The organism is Mycoplasma sp. 744, from assembly GCF_034863305.1.
Classification (GTDB): domain Bacteria; phylum Bacillota_I; class Bacilli_A; order Mycoplasmatales; family Metamycoplasmataceae; genus Mycoplasmopsis.
The window spans coordinates 16175-38244 of record NZ_JAYFFF010000005.1 but is presented as its reverse complement, the minus strand read 5'-3'; the positions used below and the strand labels follow the sequence as shown (position 1 = coordinate 38244).

Genomic DNA, 22070 nt, shown 5'->3' with positions numbered 1-22070 from the left:
TTCCGGCTTTTTACTATTTCTTTGCTCTTTTGTTGTTGCACTGCACATTGCAATCAAGCGACATTGATATGTCTTTTTTATTAACCTTTTTAAAATAAATAGTTTTGTTTATCTTTTTTCTTTTTTAAATTATATTGAATAAAAACACAAATAAAATTTGATGAAAAAAATAATTGCAATAATTCAATTAAGTTTGATTTTTTTAATTTTTTCCTGTGTTAATCAATCTTTTTTAAATAAACCTTTTGATCAAATTTATACTACTAAAATTATTGATAATTATGACGGTGATACATTTAAAATAATTATTAATAATCAAATTGAAACAATAAGAGTTTTTGCTATTGATACTTTAGAAATTAATTCAACAAATAGAAAAGATTGAAAATATGCAAAACAAGCTAAAAACTTTACTTCTAAGTTCTTAAAAATGCAACCAATTAAAATATTATATTTAAGAGATGATATTTATGAAAGAAAAGTCTGTATTATTACTAATTCTAATAATGAAGATTTAGCTAGTGAATTAATTAAAAATGGTTTAGCGAAAATTAAATATATAGATATTTATAATCATAAAAGTCCTTTTTATATTGCAGATGTGAAAATAAAAAAATATCTTGATAATTTACAAGACATTGAAGAAAAAAGTAAAAGAAAACAAATTGGTATTTTTGAAAATTATTAAGATTAAAATTACTGATTTATTTATTTATTAAATAAATAATTTTTATTATAATTAAAAGGCAATTTATAGATTAAATTTGTTTATTGCCTCTACTAGTGGGAGAGAATTAAGTATCGCTAGAAACCACAATATCGAAAGGATAAATTTATGGCAAAATCAAAAGCTGATATTGTTCGTGTTCGTAAATTGCAATTTTTAGCTGGCCAAGCTAAACCAGGACCATCATTAGCTGGTGTTGGTATTAATATGCCAGATTTTACAAGAGCATTTAATGACACAACAAGAGAAAGAGGAAATGAACCAGTTCCTGTAGAAATTACTGTTTATAAAGATAAATCATTTGAATTTAGATTATTTACCGCTCCTGCAAGTTTTAAAATTAAACAAGCTGCAAAAATTGAAAGCGGTAGTTCAAAATCAAAGACTAACAAAGTAGCTACAATTACTGTTGAACAATTAAGAGAAATTGCAGAATATAAATTACCTGATTTAAATACTGATAATATAGAAGCAGCTATGAGAACAATTGCCGGAACTGCAAAACAAATGGGTGTTGTTATCGAAGGCTGAAATGAAGGGAAAATTAAATAATGGCTTTTAAAGGTGGAAAAAAAATAAGAGCTGCTAGAGAAGCGTTCGATAGAAGCGTTGCTTATGATTTAAATGAAGCTATTGAATTAATTAAAAGAACTTCATACACTAAATTTGATGGCTCAGTTGAATTAGTATTTAAATTAAATTTAGATGTTCGTAAAGCTGAACAACAATTAAGAGGATCAGTTTTATTACCAAATGGAACTGGTAAATCTGTAAGAGTTCTAGTTGTAACTAATAACCCAGAAAAACAAAAATTAGCTAAAACCGCTGGCGCAGATCAAGTAGTTGATGGATTAGAATTAGAAGGCAAAATTAAAGAAGACAATTTTGATTTTGATGTTATGGTTGCTGATCCTGCAATGATGCCTCTTTTGGGTAAATATGGTAAAAAATTAGGACCAAAAGGTCTTATGCCAAATCCAAAAACAGGTACTGTTACACCTACACCAGAAAAAGCTGTAGAAGAACTTAAAAAAGGTAAAGCAAATTATAGAACAGATAAAGCAGGAATTGTACATACAATGATTGGTAAATTAAGCATGGATACTGATAAATTAGTAGAAAATGCTAATACAGTAATTTCTTTAATTAAAAAATTAAAACCTTCTGCTGTTAAAGGAACATATATACAAAATATTGTTATTTCTGCAACTATGGCTCCTTCAGTAAAAATTAAATTAGACAAATAATTTGAAATTAAAAAAGCACTAATTGTGCTTTTTTAATTTACCATTTTAATTCAATTAGTTTCAAAATAATTTTTTGCTTCATCGTAATTACTAAATAATTTATATTCAATTAACATTTTAAACGAACAAGATAAAACAATAAATAAATTGTTTTCATCTTCTTTAACAGAAAGTTTTTGATTTGTTAAAAAATTTGCTCATTGATATGAATTATTTGCAATTTTTTTACAAATATAAAATCTATAATCATTTATTTTCTTAATTTTGATTCTTTTAAATTTTGATTCAAAAAAATCATTAAATGTTTCTTCGCTAGAAGCTTTTGGATTTATAAATCTATTTCTATTAATAAAAATATGTTCTGGTTTAACATTAAGAATTGAATATTCATTAAATTTCGCAAAATTTAATTTATTATCCACTTTAATTTCAGCTATTAAATTTAAATTCTTAAAATATTTATAAATACAAAATGTTATAAACATAATTGTTAAAATAGAAACAGAGATTAAAATTAGTAAATTAAATTCTTTATGTCCTGTAAAAAATAAACTTAAAAATGTTAATTCAACAATTAAATTTAAAAAAATAAAAATAGCTAAAATAATTTTATTTTGAATTTTAACTTTTTTTAAGGCTCCATAAGTTACCTTATCAAAACGATTTAAACTATTCATATAGACTTTTATATGATAAGAATATATTGAATATAATAAAGCCAAAATTACAAGAGGAATAATTAAATAAACACTTATTTCAAATTTATTATTTTCCATTACATTGTTAGTCATATTTTCAGTAGATTTTAATATTTGATTATTTGTTAAATGTAAAAACATAAATCTCCTATTATTAATTAATTATTTCACTTTAAAGTAGATAAATAATAATATTTTTATTATAATAAAAATTATGGAAAAAGCGATGTATAAATCATTAACCGATATAAAAAATACTTACAATCAACTTAATGATAAATTATCTCAAGATGAAATAATAAATAATATTAAAGAATATACAAAAATAACTAAAGAACTAAATAAAATTAGCGCTATAGCAAAAAAATTTAATGAGTATGAAATTGCTTTAAGTGAAATTGAAGAAGCTAAAATATTATTAAATTCTAAAAACGATGAAGAAATACAATTAGCTAAATTTGTATTAGAAGAAAATAATTCAAAATTAAATCTTCTTGAAGAAGAATTAAAAATTTTAATATTACCTAAAGATGAAAATGATGATAAAAACGTAATTATAGAAATAAGAGGTGCTGCCGGAGGAGATGAAGCTAATATTTTTGCTGGCGATCTTTTTAGAATGTATACCAAATTTGCAGATGAATTAGATTTTAAAATTAAATTACTTTCTTCTAGTTCTGCATCTGCTGGAGGATTTTCTCAAATAATTTTTTCTGTTAGAGGCGAAAATGCTTATTCAAAATTAAAATTTGAAAGTGGTGTTCATAGAGTACAAAGAATTCCAACAACTGAAAGTTCAGGTAGAATACACACTTCTACAGCTACTGTAACAGTCATACCCGAAATAGATGATACAGTGGATATTGAAATAAAGAGTAATGAAATTAAAATTGACACATATAGATCAAGTGGTGCCGGGGGGCAATCAGTTAATACAACTGATTCTGCCGTTAGAATTACACATATTCCAACTGGAATAGTAGTATCATCACAAGACGAAAGAAGTCAAATTGCTAATAGAGAAACTGCACTATTAGTTCTTAAATCAAAACTTTATGATTTAGAAATGGCAAAAAAACAAGCAGAAGAAGCAGGATATAGAAAATTAGCAGGGCAAGGTGATAGGAGTGAAAAAATAAGAACTTACAACTATCCTCAAGATAGAGTAACTGATCATAGAATTTCTTTTTCTACTTCTTTAAAACAAGTTATAGAAGGTAAACTTCAACCAATTATTGATGCTTTATTAACTGAAGAACAAAATCAAAAAATTAAAGAAGCAGGAATATTTTAATGAATCGAGAAAAGCAGCTCTTATTAGAAAAAAGAAAATATAATTCACCTCTTTACTTAACAACAAAAGAGAAAAAACTTTTAAAACATAATGTTCCTATTCAGCAAATAATGGGTTTTATTGATTTTAATAATTTAAGAATTCAAATAAACAATAACGTATTAATCCCTCGATATGAAACAGATGAATTAGTACATATACTTAAAAATAGATATAATTTTAATTATTCTAATGCTAATATTTTAGATTTATGTTGCGGAAGCGGATTTATTGGATTACATTTAAAAAAAATTTGACCTCTAGCTTCGCTTACATTAAGTGATATTAGTTATTCAGCTTTAAAAATAAGTAAATTAAACAGAAAAAACAATTTTTTTTCAAAAAATAAATTAAGTATAAAACATAGTAATTTATTCCAAAAAATCAAAAAACAATATGATCTTATTGTTGCTAATCCGCCATATTTAGATAAAAATGATTTAGATGTAAGTGCAAATGTTAAAAATTTTGAACCACATATAGCTTTATTTGGCAAAGAAAAAGGTTGACAAATTTATCGTATAATTTTAGAACAATATAGAAAATATTTAAAACCTAATGGTATTTTAGTAATGGAAATAAATCCTAAACATTTAGAAAAATGAAATCGAATTGCTAATATAGAAATTCTTAATGATATTAATAATAAAGAGCGTTTTATAATTTTACAAAGGAATTAAATTATGGAAATAAAAAAAATGATACTAAGTAAATTAGAACAATTAAGTAAAAAAAACGTTAATGAAAATATGTTACTAGCAGAATTAAAAATCGATTCATTAGACTTAGCAGAACTAATTTATGAAGCTGAAAATAAATATAATATTATTTTTTCTGATGAAGAATTAAATAATTTAAAGAGCGTTAAAGATGTTATAAATTTAGCAGAAAAAACTTTTAATAATCAAAACAATAAATAAATTTATATGTTAAAATTAAATTATTGTAGGAGTGTAGTTCAACGGTAGAACAACGGGCTTCAACCCCGTGTGTTATGGGTTCGAATCCTGTCACTCCTGCCATTTTTTTTATTAAAAAAGTTCTTATTTTAAAGAACTTTTTTATATTGGCATTAAATAATATTTGGTACATTCTGTGGGGATCGAACCCACGACCCAGGGATTAAGAGTCCCTTGCTCTGCCGGCTGAGCTAAGAATGCATTACTACAAAAATTATTATACCTTAAATTAAACTTTTGATTAAACTATAAATTAATATGATTTAAAAATTTCATTAATTTTTCTTTTAATTCTTTGTTTATTTCTAATACTATTCCTACATAAGCTTCAGGACCTGTATGAATGGAAACAACTGGAGCTATTTTATGAACTAAGGGTTTGATATTATAAATTTTACTAAATTCATTGACAATTTCATTTTGTTCTTCTATTTTAGCATTTGAATGTAAATATATATAGCAAAGTTCGTTATTTTGATTTTCTAACTTAAAATTAGATTTAGAAGCAATATTTTTTAATACAGTTTTTTTAAAAACTCTCCCAACTCCTTCTTTTAATAATTTGCCATCACTAAAAGTAATTAAAGGAACTATATTAAGCATTTTTGCAACTAAAGCAGCAGAAGGATGTAATCTTCCACCTTTTACTAAGTATTTATTATATTTAGGTATTAATGTTATTGAATTTCTAAAACCTTTATTTTCAATAAAATCAAGATATTCTTCCAATTTACTTGAATCATTAGATAATTGTGTTTCTAATCAAAGTAAATCTAAAATAATTAATTGTACAATTTGTTTTGATTTAACAATTCTTACTTTAGGAAAATCTTGGCTTAATAAATTTAACATTTGATATGTTCCTGAAAGATGTTGTGAAATAGGATAAACAATTATTTGATCATATTCTTTACTTAATTGTTCAAATAGTTCTTGAGCTTCTCCTATATTAATTGCCGATGTTTTAGCATCATTATTATCTTTATAAAATTGAAATAAATTACTGCTATTAATTTCAATTCCATCTTTATATTCTTTACCATCAATAATAATATGTAATGGTAGATAAAATCATCCTTTTTTATTTGCTTCTTCCTTAGTCAATCCGCAAGAAGAATCAACAATTATTGCATATTTCATATGTTTATTATACTTAAAGATTATAATTATTATTATGATATTTTTTAAAGTTAATGATAAATTTTTAAACACATCAATCATTTTTGTCAATAGCGCAATTCAAGGCAAAAAAATAATAAATATTGAAGAATTACATTTAAATTTATTAGTTGATGAAAAGATGAATGTAAAATTAATAAATTTATTTACTAATAATTTAATTACTAACAAAAAAAATTACAGTATTTTACAAGAAGATCAAATAAATGATATTATTCAAAAAATTTTAAAATATCAACCAAATCTCATTTTCCATACTAAAGAAACATATGCATTGGGTAAAATTGTGCAAAGAAATAAACATCCTAAAAGTGATAAATTAGCTATTTTAAAAGTAGATTTTAAAAATTTTGAAAAGCAAATTATTACTAATACAACTTATTCACTTGAAAATATGTATTTTTTATTTGCTCTAGAAGGTTTTATTACTTTTAACGCAGAAGAAATTAAAGAAAGTAAGGTTTTAGATAATATTAGTCAAGGAATGATTTTATCTAGCAAAAGTTTAAATTTATCAATAGAAAATGATAAATTAACTAAAATATTAAATGATGAAAAAATAGTAAATAAATATTGGGGAAATAATATAAAAAAATTATTAAATGATTTACAAGAAATTTAAGGAAAAAATGAATATAATTGAAGATTTAGAATTACGTGGTATTTTGAAACAAATTAGCAACAAAGAAAAATTTTTAAAATTAAATCCTGCAGAAACTGCAATTTATGGTGGTTTTGATCCTAGCGCTATAAGTTTGCATTTAGGTAATTATATTTTAATTGCTACTTTGAAAAGATTTCAACAATATGGATATACTGTTTATGCACTTGTGGGTGGTGCTACTGGAATGATTGGTGATCCTTCTTTTAGAAATAGCGAAAGAAATTTATTAGATAATGAAACTATAATCAAAAATAAAAAAAATATTATTCATCAACTAAAAAAACAAAAATTAATGGTTAAAGATAATTTGAATTTTTATAAAAAAATGAATGTAATAGATTTTTTAAGAAATGTTGGTAAATTAACAAATGTTTCTTATATGTTAAATAAAGAATCTGTTATAAAAAGAATAGAAAAAGGTTTATCTTTTACAGAATTCACTTATCAACTATTACAAGGATATGATTTTTTAAAACTTTATCAAAATAATAATGTAAAAGTTCAATTAGGCGGAAGTGATCAATGAGGTAACATTGTTACAGGATTAGATATGATTAATAAAATTGAGGGAGATGATCATAAAGCAGTTGGTATTACTTTAGACTTATTAACAGATGAAAATGGCAATAAAATAGGTAAATCAACCGGTGGCGGATCTCTTTGACTTGATAAAAATTTATCTTCTCCTTATGATATGTATCAATATTTAATTAATCAAAGTGATTTATCGGCAATTAAATTTCTTAAATGATTAACATTTTTGTCCTTAGAAAAAATTAATAATATTGCTAGTTTACATAATGATAATCTCAAAAAAAGATATGCTCAAAAAACTTTAGCATATGAAGTAGTTAAAGATATTTTTGGTAAGAAAGAAGCTCAAATAACTACAAAAATTTCAAAGGTTTTATTTGACAAAAATTTCGATCTTTTAAAACTGAATAATTTGGAAATTGAAAGATTAAAAAAATATTTACCTTGTCTTAAAATAAAATTAAAAACAAATATTATCGATTGTTTAATTGAAAATAAAGTTTTACAATCTAAAAGAGAAGCAAGAGAATTTATTAATACTGGTGCTTTAAAAATTGATAATGATTATTTAACTTTAGATACTATTTTTAATCCTATGTATTATGAAAGTAACTATTCTTTTATTAAAAAAGGTAAAAAACAAATTATTTTATTAGAAAAAATAAATATCTAATATGATATTTATATGCCAATTTAGTTTAGTGGTAAAACAGCTGACTCGTAATCAGCAATCACGAGTTCGATTCTCGTATTTGGCACCATATCAAAATTAAAAAAGTAAATCTATTTTAAGATTTACTTTTTTTAACATATTTTTTATTATTATTTTTAATATAGTTACATTGAGGATAATTTTGACAAGCAAAAAAATAACCAAACTTGCTTTTTTTCAAAATTAGTGCACCTTGATCATTAGGGCATTTTTCTTTATCAATTATAGGTTGGGAATAATTACATTTTGGAAAATTGCTGCAACCAATAAATTTGCCAAATTTACTATTTTTTTCAATTAAATCCCCATTATCTACAGGACATTTTTCTTCAAGAATTAATGATGTTATTGCTGTTTTTTCTAATTTTTCCTTAGCCATATCATAAGTTGAATTAAATCTATTTCAAAAATCATTCATTAATAATGGAACGGATAAATTATTATTTGCTATTAAATCTAATTGCTCTTCAACTTGTGCTGTATAACTTTCATTAATAATATTTGGAAAACCATCAAGCAATTTACTTAAAACAACTTTGCCAAATTCTGTTGGTAATAACACGCCTTTTACATTTTGAGCATATTGTCTTTCTAAAACTATTTTAACAGTTGAAGCAAAAGTTGAAGGACGGCCAACTTTTATATTATCTAAAGCTTCTATCAATGAACCCTCACTATATCTTGAAGGAGGTAATGTTTGATGTTCACTAAAGATAAAATCACTGACAAATACTTTATCTCCTATTTTATAATCTAATTTAATAGTTAAAATATTTTCATCTTCTTCAATATTATTATCATTATTATCATTAATAATATAGTATCCTTTGAAAATTATTTCACTTGTACTTAGTTTAAAAGTTAATTCATTTTTGATAAAAGTAAAATTAATTATTTTAAATACTGGTGGTTTAATTAAAGCTTTTAATGTATTATCGTATATCAATTTATATATATTGAATTCTTCTTTTGTTAGACTATATTTATTTAATGCTTCTTGAGGTTTTAATTCTATATTAGTAGGTCTGATGGCTTCGTGTGCATCTTGTTCTCCTGAAAAACCCTTAATTTCGTCAGCTACATAGTCATTACCATAAATTTTAATTATGTATTTTTTTGCTTCGCTTACGAATGTTTCACTTAATCTAGTACTATCCGTTCTTGGATAAGTTATTAATCCGCCATCCCCATATCCTTCGTATAAACGTTGCATAATTGCTTGTGTTGCTATAGAACTATATGGTGATTTTTTATATAAAACAGATTGTTTAAAAGGTGTGACAGCTATATTTTTTCTAACTAATTCTTTAACATCTTTAACCAAAAGCAAATTTTGAGGCTCTTTTGCTAATTCTTTTTTAACAAAATCTAATTCATCTTCAAATATTCAACTTTTTTGTCCAGTCTTATGTTGTTCTATATATAAAAATGCATCAACAAAATTATTTTCATGTTTAATTCTTGCTGACAATTTTGAATAAAAAAGAGGAATAAATTTTTCAATTTCGTTTTCTCTATCAATTATTAATTTTAAAGCAATTGATTGAACTCTTCCAGCGCTTGGAAAAGTTGGAGAATTAGACAATTTAGTATTCATTAAAGCAGAAAGTCTAAAACCTATTATTCTATCTAACATTCTACGTGCTTTTTGAGCATCCACTAAAGCATCATCAATTTTTTTGGGATTTTCTAAAGCATTTAAAATAGCTACTTTAGTTATTTCATTATATTTAATACGATTATATTTATTTTCAACTTTTAAAGCTTTTACTAAATGATCCCCAATGGATTCACCTTCTCTATCAGGGTCAGTAGCAATATAAATTCATTGAGCTTCTTTAGCAGCTTTTTTTAATTTATTTACTATATCATTTTTGCTTTTATCCAAAACATATTTAGGTTCTCATTTATCTAAATCAATACCTAATTTCATCAATCCAGTAGTACTTAATTTCATTATATGACCTACTGAAGGCATAACTTCATAATCTGAACCTAAATATTTTTTAATAGTTGCCACCTTGTTAGGAGACTCAACAATTACTAGTTTAAACATATAAAAACAATAACACAAAAAACAAAAAAAATAAATTTTTTATTCTTATTTTTAAGTTTTTTTATAATTTTCCTATTAAAAATATTCTCTAATATTAATTTTTATTAATATTAATTTAAACTATAATATTAAAGAGTAATTATAGATTACTCCTTGGCTATTTAGCCCAAAAGTCCAGAAGGAGATCGATGTCAAAATACGAAATAATGATGATTGTTGATTCAAAAGCTGATGCTAACATTGGTTTTAATTTAGTTAATGAAGTTTTTGGAAAAACAAACGTTAAAAAAGCAGAAAAATTAGAAAACACTGATTTAGCATATGAAATTAACGGCTCAACAAAAGCACAATACTTAGTATTTTTAATAGAAGCTCAATCAAACTTAATAGCTGAATTTATACGTCGTAGTAATATAAGAAAAGAAATTTTAAGACATTTAGTAATTAATTTAGATACAGAAAAAGGTTTTGGAAAAGCTAAGAAAACCTTTAAAAAACCAAATACTGTAAAAAAACATTTTGAAAAAAAGGATGTTAAATAATTTAATTTAGGATAATTATGAATTTAAATAAAGTTGTTTTAATAGGTCGTTTCAGTAACATGTTTTACTCACAAACTGCATCTGGTATATCTTATTTAAGATGTACTATTGCAATTAATAGAAGAACTACACAAAACGTTAATGAAACTGTTGATTTTATTCCAGTAATATTATGAAGACAAACTGCTGATTTTATTCATCGTAATTGTGAAAAAGGCGATTTAGTTTCTGTTGAAGGTAATATTCAAACATCTCAATATAAGAATAAAAATGGTGATATTGTTAATGATTTTGTTATAGTAGCAGAATCAATAAATCAATTAGAAACAAGAGCACAAAGAGAATATAGAAGAAATAAACAATATAGTAATTACACTACTAATAATGATATAAATGATTCAGTTAATAAATCAATTAATAACACTGAACATTTTGAATATAACAAACCAACTATTGGTTTTAATTTACCTAACGAAAATGAAATAGACAACTCCAATGCAGAAACAATTTTTGGTTTAGATTCATTAGATGACTTAGATTAAAATAAAGGAATTTAATATGAAAAAAAATAACAAAAAAAATGTTTTTACTAAACGTCGTAAATGTGAAATGTGTGAATTAAAAATTAATTACGTAGATTACAAAAACGTTGAATTTCTTTCAAAATTTGTCAATGGTACTGGCCAAATAAAGGCTAAAAGTATGACTGGTGCTTGTTCAAAAGATCAAAGAAAAATTGCAACTGCTATTAAAAGAGCTCGTTTTATGGCTTTAATGCCTTTTGCTAAAGATCGTGTTCGTATTATTAAATCAAATCAAAATTAAAAAATGCATGCAAATGCATTTTTTATATAATTAAAATATGAATTTTGACGAAATTTTTATATGTAATACTGATACTGTATGTGGAATTGGTGGTCCAGTTAATCAAACAACTTTAGAAACTCTTTATTTTTTAAAAAAAAGAAATAAAAATAAAAAGATTATGATTATAGTAGGCTCAATAGAACAAGCACAAAAATTTCAACAATGAAATAATGAAGCAACACAATGAGCAAACAAATATTGACCTGGACCATATTCAATAGTTGTAAATAATCAAGGTTTTAGAATGCCTAAAAATAAAGAATTATGTAATTTTTTAATCAAAAATGGTCCTATGTATTTAACTAGTGCAAATATTTCAGGAAAGGCCCCTATTGATTTAAATAATGCAAATGAAATTTTTCCATTAATAAAAAAAATTTACCACTTTCATGGTAAATCTTCAAATCAAGCAAGTAAAATTTATAGTTTAGACGAAAACAAATGAATTAGATAATTTTTTAATCTAATTCATTTGTTTTTTTATTAAACTTAAATATTAAATATTTATTATCTGTATATTATTTTCTAACAACTCATTTTCTAATTCATTTAATAAATTTAATTCACTCTCAAGTTGTTTTGAATGTTCTAATTTAGGTTTAGTCACAGGCTTTTTTGGAGCAAATAATTCACAAGTTTCATTTGCTTTTTCAATTGATATTTCGTAAGTGCCTATTTTTTTTGCAATTTCAATTGTTTCATTTTTATCATTTGCCAATAAAGGTCTTATTATTAACAATTCACTAGCACTAGCTATTGTTGATAATGATTCCAGAGTTTGAGAAGCTACTTGTCCTAAATTTTCACCATTAGATAATGCAATAATATTATTATTTAATGCTATTTTACTTGCAATTCGATAGAAACTTCTACGCATCAAATTAATTTTATAAGCTTGATTTGATACAAAATGAATATAATTCATTAATTTTGAATAATCAGCTAAATAAAACTTGGTTTCTCCTTGATATAATTTTAGAATTTTAATTAATCTTTGCATTTTATCTATTGTTTTTGCATCGGTTTGAGGAGGCGAAATAAATGATAAAAAGTCTACTTTTAAACCTCTTTTCATCAATAAATAAGCAGCAACAGGAGAATCAATTCCTCCACTCATTAAATGTAGAACCTTTCCACTAACGCCCACCGGTAATCCTCCTAGACCTTTTATTTCTTGAATAAAAATATATGCCTTTTTTTGTCTTATTTCTACATTTATTATAATTTCAGGATCATTAACATCAACTTTAATATTTAAATTATTGTCTAAAACATATGAACCTAAAATATTATTTAATTGATTAGAATTATAAACAAATCTTTTGTCTGATCTACGTGAATTAATTTTAAATGTTTTGTAATTTTTGCTTAATTCTAAAACTTTTGTTTTAATTAAATTAATATCTTTTTCTAATTCAATTACAGGAGAATAAGAATGAATACCAAAAACATATTGTAAATTAATTAAATTTTTTTGATTATATTCAACAAACATACGATCATATTCAGTTTTAACATTAGTTTCTAAAATTCTTTTAACATGAAAGTCTAATTGTTTTATAAAAATATCTCGATTTCTATTTTTAAGTGTTAATTCACCGTATCTAATTAAAATTTTATTAAACATACATTTTCCTTTTCATAAATGAAATTAATATTCTATAAGCTTCTTCATATTTTTTTGAATTTAAATTATTATCAATTAAATCTTTAATTGTAAAAAATTTTTCATTGTTTACAAAATTTATAATGTATTTATTTAATAATTTTTCAGTCATTTTTTTATAAATTCAAGCTGTGTAAATTTCTTTGTAAATTAAATAAAAAATTTCATTGTGTTTTTTTCTATCAATTAAAGTTTTATTAACTTCTAATAAGTTAATATTATTTTGTAAAAATTGCATTTTTTTGTAGTTTTTATTAGTATTTTCAATTAAATTATAATTACTCAACATTCAGTAAAACATATTGATATATATATTATTAATATAAAGGATATATTTTTTTTTATAAAATTCTCTTTGTATTTTTATTAAATAATCATTAGTATTTTTTAAAATAATGGAAATAGTTTCTAATTCTTTTTTTAATTCTAAAATGGAATTTTGAGAATATTTACCTAAAATATAAATTTTTTCAATTTTTTTCATTGATGTTTTGAAATAAATATTTAATTTATAAAAATTTTCTTCTTCTAATAAATTTTTAAATGATAAAAATTTTTCATGACTTTTATTAACTATTTTTAAAATATTTGTATATTTAGTTATTAAATCATTTATTTTAAAATTTCAATATTTGTTATTTTGAAATATAAAAATTAAATTAAAAATATAACCTAATTTTTTTATAATGATATTTAAAGGTTCTAATATTCAATTACTATTTTTAATCATTAAATATTCGTTATTTAATAATTCGATTTCTTCAATATTTAAATTGCTATCTTTGATTAATAAAGGTAAAAATTTTTTTATTGATATTTCAATTTTTACTAAATTATTTATTTTATTAGCAAATAGAATAATTCTTTTTTTATTTTCTTCAATGCTATTTGCTACATTGGTTATTTTATTTGTTTGTTTTTGCTCTTCAATAGTTTTTGTTAATTCATAAAGATTATTAAGTTTTTCTTTGACAAATGAATAACTTATATTTAATATATTTTTATTAATTTCTAAATATTTGTTTATGTAATTAAGTATTTCAAAAGATTCATTAGAACCTGTTTCAATTAAATTTCAAGAATCATTGATTATTTTTGTTAAGGATTTATATTCTTCTACAAAATTATCGATTTTAGTTTTAAAAATAAAAAGAGTACGTTGATTATTTTGAATTTCAAAAATGTTTATAAATGATATTTTTTTTTGGTTAATTTCTTTTAAATTCTCGAATTCTTCTAAATAATTAATTAATGTTTTATATAAATTTTTTATTTTTTTATGTTTTTCCAAATATCTTGTTTGAGATTTAGAAATGGAATTAAAACGTCTTAGTGTGCTTAAAATATCATTTTCTATATTTTTTAAAGTGTTTTCTAAATAGGTTAATATTTTATTATTTTTTTCATTTTTATATTTTTGAAAAATTAAAAACGATAAATAAATAAATAATAATAATAAAATTAATAAAAATATGCTTCCCAAACTATAAATAAGATAGTATTTCATAGAATAATTATAATAATTTTATTAATCTTTTATTTATTAAAATAATTCCTTTTAAAATAAAAACTTTAATCTTTGTAACTAAAAAATATAAAAATAAAATCCCTGCTGGAATTTTATTTTTTTTCTTTATGATTAGTTTGTTTTCTACATGTAGAACAAAATTTAGAAATTTCTATTTTTTCTGGATTATTCTTTTTATTTTTTTTGCTAATGTAATTTTCATTCTTACATTCAGTACATGCTAATGTAAAACCTTCTCTTGGCATATTAATATCTCCTTTATTTTTATTTGTTATTATGGTTAAAGTCAATAATAAAAAATTATAACAAATATATTATTTTGAACTAGTTAACTTATTATGTATTTTTCTTAAATTATTTATTGCTTTATGCACACTATCATATGCTGCAGTTCTAGTAGTTGCTGTAATATTTGCTATTTCCATATAAGACAAATTTTCTAAAAAATATAACATAAAAGTTTGTTTTTGTGTCTGAGTTAAAAAATGATTATATTTTTCAAAAAGTAAAATTAATTCTTCTCTTTGATCAATATCACTTAATTTATTATTCATAATTATCAATTAATTCTTTTGTAATAGAATAAATAAATTTATCTAAATCAAATTCTTCTAAATCATCTAAACTTTCACCCAAACCAATATATTTTACATTTAAATTAAATTCATCTTTAATTGATAAAACAATTCCTCCCTTACTAGTACCATCCATTTTTGTTAAAATTATTCCTGTTAATTTAGCTATATCATTAAAATGTTTAGCTTGACTAATACCATTTTGACCAGTTGTAGCATCTAAAACTAATAAGCATTCATGAGGAGCTTGAGATTCAAATTTATTAATAATTTGATAAATTTTTTCTAATTCTTTCATTAAATTAATTTTATTTTGTAATCTTCCGGCTGTATCTATTAATAATAAATCATATTTTTCATTTTTGGCTTTTTCTAATGCTTGATAAACTACTGAAGCGGGATCTGCATTTTCTTTTATAGGTTTAACAATATCAGCTCCTACTCGATTTGCTCAAATTTCTAATTGACTCACAGCACCTGCTCTAAAAGTATCGGCTGCTGCTATAAGAACTTTTTTATTATTTTTAATATATTTGTAAGCCATTTTAGCAATAGAAGTAGTTTTTCCTGAACCATTAACACCTATAAAAACGAAAATATTCAAACGATCATCTTTGTAATTTAAACTTGTATCTACAACGGTTTTATTTGTATATATAACAAACATTTGATCAGCTATTAATTCTCCAATAATTTTTGGATCAGTTAAATTTCTATTTTGCACTTCTTTTTTTATATGAGCAATAATAGCATAAGTTAGTGAAAAATTAATATCGCTCATAATTAAAATTTCTTCTAATTCATCAAAATATTCATGATTTATTTGTTTATATTTGTTTTGTAAATTTAGTAATTTTTGGCCTAGTGAATTAGATTTATTTAATGCTATTTGATATTTTTCTAATCTTTTACTTTCTTCTAGTTCTTTTTCTTGTTTTTTATTTAATTCTTGTTCTTTAAGTTTTATATTTTTTGTATCTTTTTTAAAAATTTTTTCCTTTAAAAAATTAAAAAAACCCATTTTTACCTCTTAATATAATTATTATCATATGAATAATTAATTATAAATAATTATATTTAATAATTTATTTAAAGAAAAAAAGTCTTATATATTATAATGTACTTGATTATTACATATAGAGTTGTGGAGCTTAGTTAGCTATGAAACATGCCAACCTGCATTTGTAAGGTGGACAACAAGGGGAAAATCCTAACATGTAAAACTAACTTGCCTCCTATATAAAGGAGTTTTATGAATGAAAAAATTTTATTCACTAGCGAATCAGTAGGAATGGGGCATCCTGATAAACTATGTGATCAAATTTCAGATATTTATCTTGATGCATATTTAAGCGTTGATCCAAATGCGCATGTTGCAATTGAAACTTTGGCTAGCGCTAATTTATTTGTCACTACAGGAGAAATTAAAGTTAATTTTGCTAATAAAAAAATTGAACAGCAAGTAAATAATTCGATTAAATTAAAAATTGAACATTTAATGTATTATTTAGGCTTATACGAATGATTTAAAAAAGTTACTTATCAAGTTAATATTATAAAACAAAGCAGTGACATAAATCAAGGTGTTGAATTAAAAAATGGAATAATTGGTGCGGGCGATCAAGGAATAATGTTTGGTTATGCTACAAACGAAACAGAAGAATTTATGCCTTTAAGCATAATATTAGCTCATAATTTATTAAAAACTATAGAAAAAGAAAGAGCAGAGCAAAATAATTTATCTGCTATTTCTAAATGGGCTAAAAGTGACATGAAAAGTCAAGTTACAATTGATTATTCAAATAATATTCCTACAGTTGACACAATTCTCTTATCAATTCAACACGATGAAAATTTCAATGAATTAGAATTTAAAAATTATTTAATAGAAAATATAATTAAAAAAGTACTTGCTAAATATAAATTATCTATGCCAGATAAAATTTTAATTAATCCAACTGGTAAATTTGTTATTGGTGGTCCAGAAGGCGACACAGGATTAACCGGCAGAAAAATAATAGTAGATACATACGGCGGTGTAGCACGTCATGGTGGCGGAGCTTTTAGTGGTAAAGATGCCACCAAAGTTGATCGTTCTGCAGCATATGTTGCTAGATGAATAGCTAAAAATCTTGTCGCTGCCAATATATTACCTAAGGTAGAAATACAAATTTCTTATGCTATTGGAAAGCCTGAACCAACTTCAATTTTTGTGGAAACTTTTAATTATAAAGATAAAAACTACACTAATAAAATACAAAAATGTATTAGAGAATTATTTGATTTAACTCCTGCAGGTATTATAAAATCATTAAATTTAAATAAACCAATTTTTTCTCAAACTGCCGTATTTGGGCATTTTGGCAGAAATGATGATACTTTACCATGAGAAAAACTAAATATGATTGAAAAAATTAAAAATTTTTTTGAAAAAAATAATTAACTACTAATAAATTTTTATTTAAAAGTAAAATAACAAAAAAGATTTAAAAATAACAAATAATTAAAACAAAAAAAGTAAAATTATTAATATTAAACTAATACAACAATGAAATGGAAACATTAAATTATTAAAATTATAAAAAGGAGAATTAATATGGATGTAATTAATGTAAACACGTTTAAACCAGGAATAACTTTTGAAGATAATAATGAAATTTTTGTTGTTCTAGATGCACAACATTCAAAACAAGGAAGAGGCCAAGCTAATGTTAAAGCTAAGGTAAAAAATTTAAGAACAGGTAGCATCACAATTAAATCATATACAGGTGGAGACAAAGTAAACAAGGCTCATATAGATAAAAGACCAATGAATTACTTATATTCTGATGGTGAAAATATAATTTTAATGGATAATGAAACGTACGAACAAATAGAAATACCATTAAAAAATGTAGAATGAGAAATGAATTTTCTAAAGGAAGGATCAATAGTTAAAATTAGAAAATATAATGAAGAAGTTCTTGATATTGAACTTGATTCTAATGTTACTTTACAAGTTATTGAAGCTCCTGATGCAGTTAAGGGCAACACAACAACCAATCCTCAGAAAAAAGTTAAGGTTGAAACAGATTATGAATTAGAAACTCCAATGTTTATTAAAGATAATGATTATATTGTCATTTCAACAGAAACAGGTAAATATGTTGGCAAGGGAAATAAATAAATGAATTACGTTACTGTTAACTATTCCATTAATCAATCATATTCAATAGGCGAAAAAACTTTTATTGAAATTGTAAATAAAAGTATTGAAAATATTAATTACATTAAATTAATTTCCGAACCTAGAATTATATTTAATAAAAATAAAGACAATGTCGGCTTTGTTATTGATATAAAAACAAAAAAAGGTAAAAATATAAATGATATTATCAATTCTTTCATTGAAGAATTAGAAAAGAAAATAATTTCACTTTTAGGTATCAAACCAGAAAGTATTAAAATCTGCTTTCTTGGAAATTATTAATTTATTACATAACTACTAAATAATATTAATAGTAGTTTATTATGGGGGTTTAGTATAATGGCATTACTGCGGTCTCCAAAACCGTTTATAAGGGTTCGAATCCTTTAACCCCTGCCATATCTTAAATATTTTATGTTTATAAAAACCTGATTTATTCAGGTTTTTATAAACATAAAATTGAACTAATTTTATATTTAAAAAAACTTTAAATTTATATATTCAATATTTAAAGCTCTTATTTTATTTTTAATATATTTTAATATAATAATTATGTTTTTTATTTAATATACACAAAGGGGCAAAATGAAATTAATTAAAGTTGAAGCTCATGGTTTTAAATCATTTGCAGACCCAATATCATTAAAATTTAATGGTGGAGTGGCTGGTATTATTGGCCCTAATGGTTCTGGTAAATCAAATATTAATGATGCAATAAAATGAGTTTTAGGTGAAAGAAGCGCTAAAGAACTTAGAGGAGATAACATGGAAGATGTTATTTTTGCCGGTTCTAAAACTGCTAAAGCAATGGATAAAGCTGAAGTTACTTTAACTTTTGATAATAGTGAAGGTTTAAGTAGTTTACCACATAAAATTATTACTATCAGTAGAGTATTGGAAAGAGGTAATGGTAATAATATTTATTATCTTAATGGAGAAATATGTCGTCAAAGAGATATTAAAGACATAGCTATGGAAACTGGTATTGGTAAATCTTCTTTAGCAATTATTTCTCAAGGAACAGTGAGCGACATAGCAGAAGCTTCTCCTGAAGAAAGAAAAGCTATTTTTGAAGAAGCCGCAGGAGTATCTAAATATAAATTTAGAAAAAAAGAAGCTTTAAGTAAATTGGAAAAAACACAAATAGGATTAGATCAAATTGCTTTATTAATAAACGAAATCGAAAAAAAGCTTATTCCTTTAAGAAAACAAGCAGAAAAGGCTAAGATTTTTATAGAAAAAAAAGAAGCTTTAAAAAAAGTTGAAGTTGGTTTATTAGTAGAAAATATTTCTAATTTTGGTCAATTATATGAACAATTAAATGATGAATTAGAAGGTGTTTTAGAAACTAAAAATGATTTTGAAAACAGAATTGAAAAATTAACTATTAAAATAAATCAAAATCAAACGATTAAAATTGATGAAGAAACAGAATTGAAAAAACTTTCGAATGAATTGAATGAAGTTAATGTTAGATATAATCAAATAAAAATCATTCTTGCTAAACAAGAAGAAGCTCATAAATTAATTGCTAATGGTCAAACTAGGGCTAATACTGATGAACAAATAGCATCATATCGCGCCTTAATTGAAAGTCACGGCAATAGATTAAAATCTATTGAAAGAGATATTGCTACTATAGAAGAAAAATTAAATTCTAATGATAAAACTATTGAAGCTTTTTATCTAGATATTAATTCTGTGAACATTGATATTACTAAAAAAAGTAATCAATTAACTAAAGTAGAAACACTTTTAGAAAGTTTAAAAAAACAAAAAGAAAATTACAGCTTGTTTTCTAAAGGAACTAAAGTAATTTTGGAAAATAAATCCTTTTTTGGTAAAGCATTAAAAGGTACTGTTTCAGAATTAATTAAAGTTGATTTAGAATATGTTCATGCAATAAATGCCATTTTAGGTAATGCTATACAAAATATTGTTGTTGATAAATCAGAAACTGCTGTAAAAGCTGTAAATTTTTTAAAAGATAACAATGGTGGAAGAGCAACTTTTATACCTTTAACTTCAATTCAACCTAAATATGTAAGAGACGATTTAGTTTTAGTTATTCAAGGTCAAAGTGGTTATATAGGTATAGCAAAAGATTTAGTAACCGTTGACCCACAATACGATATTTTAAACAAATTTTTATTAGGTAATGTAATTGTAACTAGTGATATTGAAACTGCTAATTCAATATCTAAAATACTCGAACATCGTTATATGGTAGTTACATTGGATGGTGATATTATAAGAGCTGGCGGTGTAATTACTGGTGGAATGCAACAAAATAATGAAACAATGTTAGGTATAGATAAAAAAATTGAACAATTAGAATTAGCATTACCTGCATTAAAAGCTGAAATGCACTCTTTAGAAACAAAACTAAGTGAAATTAGTAATAAAAGACATTCTGCTTTAGAATTATCTTCACAATTTAAACAACAATTACATAGTTTAAAAGTTAAAAAAGTAACTGAACAAAGTTTATTTGATGAATTTAACTTAAAATATAAAAATTTAACAAATAAAACAATTGCTTTTGAAAATATTGAATTATCAGCTAGAAGTCAAGAAGCTGATTTAGAGATTTTAGAAAGTCAAATTTTATCCTTGACTGCACAATTTAAAGTAAAATCGGAAACTGTTGATAGATTGTCAAGCGAAATAAAACATTTTACAAATAATAAAGATGATTTACAAGCCAGCTTGAATAAATTGAATAATTCTTTTGCTGATAAAATGACACAAAAGGAACGTTCTAAATTTATTTTAGAACAATCTAGAGATCGCTTAGCTTCAGAATATAAAATGACTTTCGAAAATGCTCAAAATCAGTATTCGCTTGAAATAAATAGAGAAGAAGCAGAAGAATTTGTAAAGAATTTAAGAGAAGAAATTGATAAATTGGGTTCTATCAATTTAGATGCTCTAGAAGAATTAGTTCAAGAAGAAGAAAGATACAATCAATTTAGCGAAAATCAAAAAGAATTAAACACTGCTAAAGAATCTCTTGAAATTGCAATAGCAGAAATGGATAAAATTATTGTTTCTAGATTAAATAATATTATAAATGATGTTAATGAAGAATTTAATAATGTTTTCAATACGATGTTTGGTGGAGGAGCTGCAAGATTATTTTTCAATGATCCTAAAAATATTTTGGATTCAGGCGTTGATATAGAAGCTCAACCACCAGGAAAAAATATTAAAAACTTAAAATTATTTTCTGGTGGAGAAAAATCATTGATTGCTATTTCCTTATTATTTGCAATTCTAAAGGCTAGACCATTACCATTATGTATATTAGATGAAGTTGAAGCTGCTCTTGATGAAGCAAATGTAGTTAGATACGCAGAATACTTACAAAAATTAAAAGAAAAAACTCAATTTCTTGTTATTACTCATAGACACGGAACTATGAGTAGAGTTGATGCGTTATTTGCTGCAACAATGCAAAATAGAGGAGTTACTACATTTTTTAGTATAGCAATTGATGAGGCTAAAAAATTAGTAGCTGATGAAAAGAAAGATGAAAGTGAGTTGGAAAAAGGAAAATATTCTTTATCTCAACAATCATAAGATAATAATAAAAA

24 protein-coding genes and 4 tRNA genes are annotated in these 22070 nt (G+C 23.6%); 19 read left to right on the top strand and 9 right to left on the bottom strand.

Annotated features, from left to right (window positions below; all coding sequences use genetic code 4):
- Positions 1 to 160: 160 nt before the first annotated feature.
- From VBM87_RS02550 to rplA, 3 genes are all read left to right on the top strand, one after another.
- Complete coding sequence (locus VBM87_RS02550; protein WP_323177247.1) at positions 161 to 688, top strand: thermonuclease family protein; 528 nt, start codon at positions 161 to 163, stop codon at positions 686 to 688.
- 147 nt (positions 689 to 835) lie between these two features.
- The gene (gene rplK / locus VBM87_RS02545; protein WP_323177246.1) at positions 836 to 1279 is read left to right on the top strand and encodes a 50S ribosomal protein L11; all 444 of its coding nucleotides are present in this window, start codon (positions 836 to 838) and stop codon (positions 1277 to 1279) included.
- Positions 1279 to 1974, top strand: coding sequence for a 50S ribosomal protein L1 (rplA, locus tag VBM87_RS02540; RefSeq protein ID WP_323177245.1), 696 nt, complete (start codon positions 1279 to 1281; stop codon positions 1972 to 1974). The genes rplK and rplA overlap by 1 nt, the downstream gene beginning before the upstream one ends.
- Before the next feature lie 32 nt (positions 1975 to 2006).
- Here rplA and VBM87_RS02535 read toward each other — a convergent pair whose 3' ends face one another.
- The gene (locus VBM87_RS02535; RefSeq protein ID WP_323177244.1) at positions 2007 to 2813 is read right to left on the bottom strand and encodes a hypothetical protein; all 807 of its coding nucleotides are present in this window, start codon (positions 2811 to 2813) and stop codon (positions 2007 to 2009) included.
- 85 nt (positions 2814 to 2898) lie between these two features.
- On the opposite strand from VBM87_RS02535, the gene prfA reads away from it, so the two are divergent.
- The 4 genes from prfA to VBM87_RS02515 all read left to right on the top strand — a co-directional run bounded on the left by prfA (position 2899) and on the right by VBM87_RS02515 (position 5027).
- Positions 2899 to 3966: a peptide chain release factor 1 gene (gene prfA / locus VBM87_RS02530; protein ID WP_416349190.1), complete on the top strand. Its 1068-nt coding sequence runs from the start codon at positions 2899 to 2901 to the stop codon at positions 3964 to 3966.
- Positions 3966 to 4685, top strand: coding sequence for a peptide chain release factor N(5)-glutamine methyltransferase (locus tag VBM87_RS02525; protein WP_323177242.1), 720 nt, complete (start codon positions 3966 to 3968; stop codon positions 4683 to 4685). Before prfA ends, VBM87_RS02525 begins: the two co-directional genes overlap by 1 nt.
- A gap of 3 nt (positions 4686 to 4688) precedes the next feature.
- Positions 4689 to 4925: a phosphopantetheine-binding protein gene (locus VBM87_RS02520; protein WP_323177241.1), complete on the top strand. Its 237-nt coding sequence runs from the start codon at positions 4689 to 4691 to the stop codon at positions 4923 to 4925.
- Between the two features lie 27 nt (positions 4926 to 4952).
- Positions 4953 to 5027: transfer RNA gene (locus tag VBM87_RS02515), tRNA-Trp, on the top strand.
- A 62-nt stretch (positions 5028 to 5089) separates the two neighbouring features.
- On the opposite strand, the gene VBM87_RS02510 is transcribed toward VBM87_RS02515, so the two are convergent.
- Together VBM87_RS02510 and VBM87_RS02505 are read right to left on the bottom strand one after the other, a co-directional pair.
- Positions 5090 to 5165: transfer RNA gene (locus tag VBM87_RS02510), tRNA-Lys, on the bottom strand.
- Positions 5166 to 5210: 45 nt separating this feature from the next.
- Entirely contained in the window at positions 5211 to 6104 is an 894-nt protein-coding gene (locus tag VBM87_RS02505; RefSeq protein WP_323177240.1) for a DegV family protein, read from the bottom strand.
- A gap of 34 nt (positions 6105 to 6138) precedes the next feature.
- Between VBM87_RS02505 and tapR the strand changes: the two genes are divergently transcribed.
- From tapR to VBM87_RS02490, 3 genes are all read left to right on the top strand, one after another.
- Positions 6139 to 6765, top strand: a complete 627-nt coding sequence (gene tapR, locus VBM87_RS02500) for a TyrS-associated PheT N-terminal domain-related protein TapR (RefSeq protein ID WP_323177239.1) — start codon at positions 6139 to 6141, stop codon at positions 6763 to 6765.
- A gap of 7 nt (positions 6766 to 6772) precedes the next feature.
- Positions 6773 to 8014, top strand: a complete 1242-nt coding sequence (gene tyrS / locus VBM87_RS02495) for a tyrosine--tRNA ligase (protein WP_323177238.1) — start codon at positions 6773 to 6775, stop codon at positions 8012 to 8014.
- A 14-nt stretch (positions 8015 to 8028) separates the two neighbouring features.
- Positions 8029 to 8102, top strand: a tRNA-Thr gene (locus tag VBM87_RS02490).
- 27 nt (positions 8103 to 8129) lie between these two features.
- Here VBM87_RS02490 and topA read toward each other — a convergent pair.
- On the bottom strand, positions 8130 to 10109 hold the full coding sequence (gene topA / locus VBM87_RS02485) for a type I DNA topoisomerase (protein ID WP_323177237.1): 1980 nt from the start codon (positions 10107 to 10109) through the stop codon (positions 8130 to 8132).
- A gap of 188 nt (positions 10110 to 10297) precedes the next feature.
- Here topA and rpsF point away from each other — a divergent pair, with 188 nt between their 5' ends.
- From rpsF to VBM87_RS02465, 4 genes are read left to right on the top strand one after another with little or no spacing between them, the layout of a single operon-like run.
- Entirely contained in the window at positions 10298 to 10651 is a 354-nt protein-coding gene (gene rpsF, locus VBM87_RS02480; RefSeq protein WP_323177236.1) for a 30S ribosomal protein S6, read from the top strand.
- Between the two features lie 17 nt (positions 10652 to 10668).
- Entirely contained in the window at positions 10669 to 11193 is a 525-nt protein-coding gene (locus tag VBM87_RS02475) for a single-stranded DNA-binding protein (protein WP_323177235.1), read from the top strand.
- On the top strand, positions 11189 to 11476 hold the full coding sequence (gene rpsR, locus VBM87_RS02470) for a 30S ribosomal protein S18 (RefSeq protein ID WP_416349189.1): 288 nt from the start codon (positions 11189 to 11191) through the stop codon (positions 11474 to 11476). Before VBM87_RS02475 ends, rpsR begins: the two co-directional genes overlap by 5 nt.
- A gap of 37 nt (positions 11477 to 11513) precedes the next feature.
- Entirely contained in the window at positions 11514 to 11972 is a 459-nt protein-coding gene (locus tag VBM87_RS02465; protein WP_323177233.1) for an L-threonylcarbamoyladenylate synthase, read from the top strand.
- Between the two features lie 42 nt (positions 11973 to 12014).
- On the opposite strand, the gene thiI is transcribed toward VBM87_RS02465, so the two are convergent.
- From thiI to ftsY, 5 genes are all read right to left on the bottom strand, one after another.
- Positions 12015 to 13145, bottom strand: a complete 1131-nt coding sequence (gene thiI, locus VBM87_RS02460) for a tRNA uracil 4-sulfurtransferase ThiI (RefSeq protein WP_323177232.1) — start codon at positions 13143 to 13145, stop codon at positions 12015 to 12017.
- Positions 13138 to 14691: a hypothetical protein gene (locus VBM87_RS02455; RefSeq protein ID WP_323177231.1), complete on the bottom strand. Its 1554-nt coding sequence runs from the start codon at positions 14689 to 14691 to the stop codon at positions 13138 to 13140. The genes thiI and VBM87_RS02455 overlap by 8 nt, the downstream gene beginning before the upstream one ends.
- 113 nt (positions 14692 to 14804) lie before the next feature.
- The gene (rpmG, locus tag VBM87_RS02450; RefSeq protein WP_257075806.1) at positions 14805 to 14957 is read right to left on the bottom strand and encodes a 50S ribosomal protein L33; all 153 of its coding nucleotides are present in this window, start codon (positions 14955 to 14957) and stop codon (positions 14805 to 14807) included.
- A 69-nt stretch (positions 14958 to 15026) separates the two neighbouring features.
- Positions 15027 to 15266 (bottom strand): hypothetical protein, encoded by a 240-nt coding sequence (locus VBM87_RS02445; RefSeq protein WP_323177230.1) that lies wholly within the window; start codon positions 15264 to 15266, stop codon positions 15027 to 15029.
- Positions 15259 to 16308: a signal recognition particle-docking protein FtsY gene (ftsY, locus tag VBM87_RS02440; RefSeq protein ID WP_323177229.1), complete on the bottom strand. Its 1050-nt coding sequence runs from the start codon at positions 16306 to 16308 to the stop codon at positions 15259 to 15261. The genes VBM87_RS02445 and ftsY overlap by 8 nt, the downstream gene beginning before the upstream one ends.
- Positions 16309 to 16539: 231 nt before the next feature.
- Between ftsY and metK the strand changes: the two genes are divergently transcribed.
- The 5 genes from metK to VBM87_RS02415 all read left to right on the top strand — a co-directional run bounded on the left by metK (position 16540) and on the right by VBM87_RS02415 (position 22056).
- Positions 16540 to 17730, top strand: a complete 1191-nt coding sequence (gene metK / locus VBM87_RS02435; protein ID WP_323177228.1) for a methionine adenosyltransferase — start codon at positions 16540 to 16542, stop codon at positions 17728 to 17730.
- Positions 17731 to 17883: 153 nt separating this feature from the next.
- Entirely contained in the window at positions 17884 to 18453 is a 570-nt protein-coding gene (efp, locus tag VBM87_RS02430) for an elongation factor P (protein ID WP_323177227.1), read from the top strand.
- Complete coding sequence (locus VBM87_RS02425; RefSeq protein ID WP_323177226.1) at positions 18454 to 18756, top strand: MMB_0454 family protein; 303 nt, start codon at positions 18454 to 18456, stop codon at positions 18754 to 18756.
- Positions 18757 to 18799: 43 nt separating this feature from the next.
- Positions 18800 to 18873, top strand: a tRNA-Trp gene (locus tag VBM87_RS02420).
- Between the two features lie 186 nt (positions 18874 to 19059).
- Complete coding sequence (locus tag VBM87_RS02415) at positions 19060 to 22056, top strand: AAA family ATPase (protein ID WP_323177225.1); 2997 nt, start codon at positions 19060 to 19062, stop codon at positions 22054 to 22056.
- The last annotated feature ends 14 nt before the right edge of the window (positions 22057 to 22070 follow it).